General features: G+C 48.8%; 1 rRNA gene. It reads left to right on the forward strand.

From position 1 onward, the window contains the following. Positions 1-122: 122 nt before the first annotated feature. Positions 123-646, forward strand: a 23S ribosomal RNA gene (locus tag BTA35_RS16495); the annotation flags it as partial.

The raw sequence follows: 646 nt of genomic DNA on the forward strand, positions 1-646 counted from the left end.
GCTCTTTCAAGTAAACACAACCCAGCGGATAAAATTTTAAATCTTTGTAATCTTGATAGCGCGTATCCGGTGATTTTATCGTTAAAACAGCAAAGTCTTAACCAGACCCTTTTGGGTTATATGGTCAAGCAACTAAGCGCATACGGTGGATGCCTTGGCAGTCAGAGGCGATGAAGGACGTAGAAACCTGCGAAAAGCCTCGGGGAGCTGGTAAACAAGCTTTGATCCGAGGATCTCCGAATGGGGAAACCCACCCAGTGTAAGCTGGGTATCGTATCGTGAATACATAGCGATGCGAGGCGAACCCGGGGAACTGAAACATCTAAGTACCCGGAGGAAAAGAAATCAACCGAGATTCCGAAAGTAGCGGCGAGCGAAATCGGATTAGCCCTTAAGCTCTAGTGTAGATAGTGGAACGCTCTGGGAAGTGCGGCCATAGTGGGTGATAGCCCCGTACACGACATCTTATCAAGAGTGAAATCGAGTAGGGCGGGACACGTGAAATCCTGTCTGAATATGGGGGGGACCATCCTCCAAGGCTAAATACTACTGACTGACCGATAGTGAACCAGTACCGTGAGGGAAAGGCGAAAAGAACCCCTGTGAGGGGAGTGAAACAGAACCTGAAACCGTATGCGTACAAGCA

Source organism: Oceanospirillum linum (assembly GCF_001995095.2).
GTDB lineage: Bacteria > Pseudomonadota > Gammaproteobacteria > Pseudomonadales > Halomonadaceae > Oceanospirillum > Oceanospirillum linum.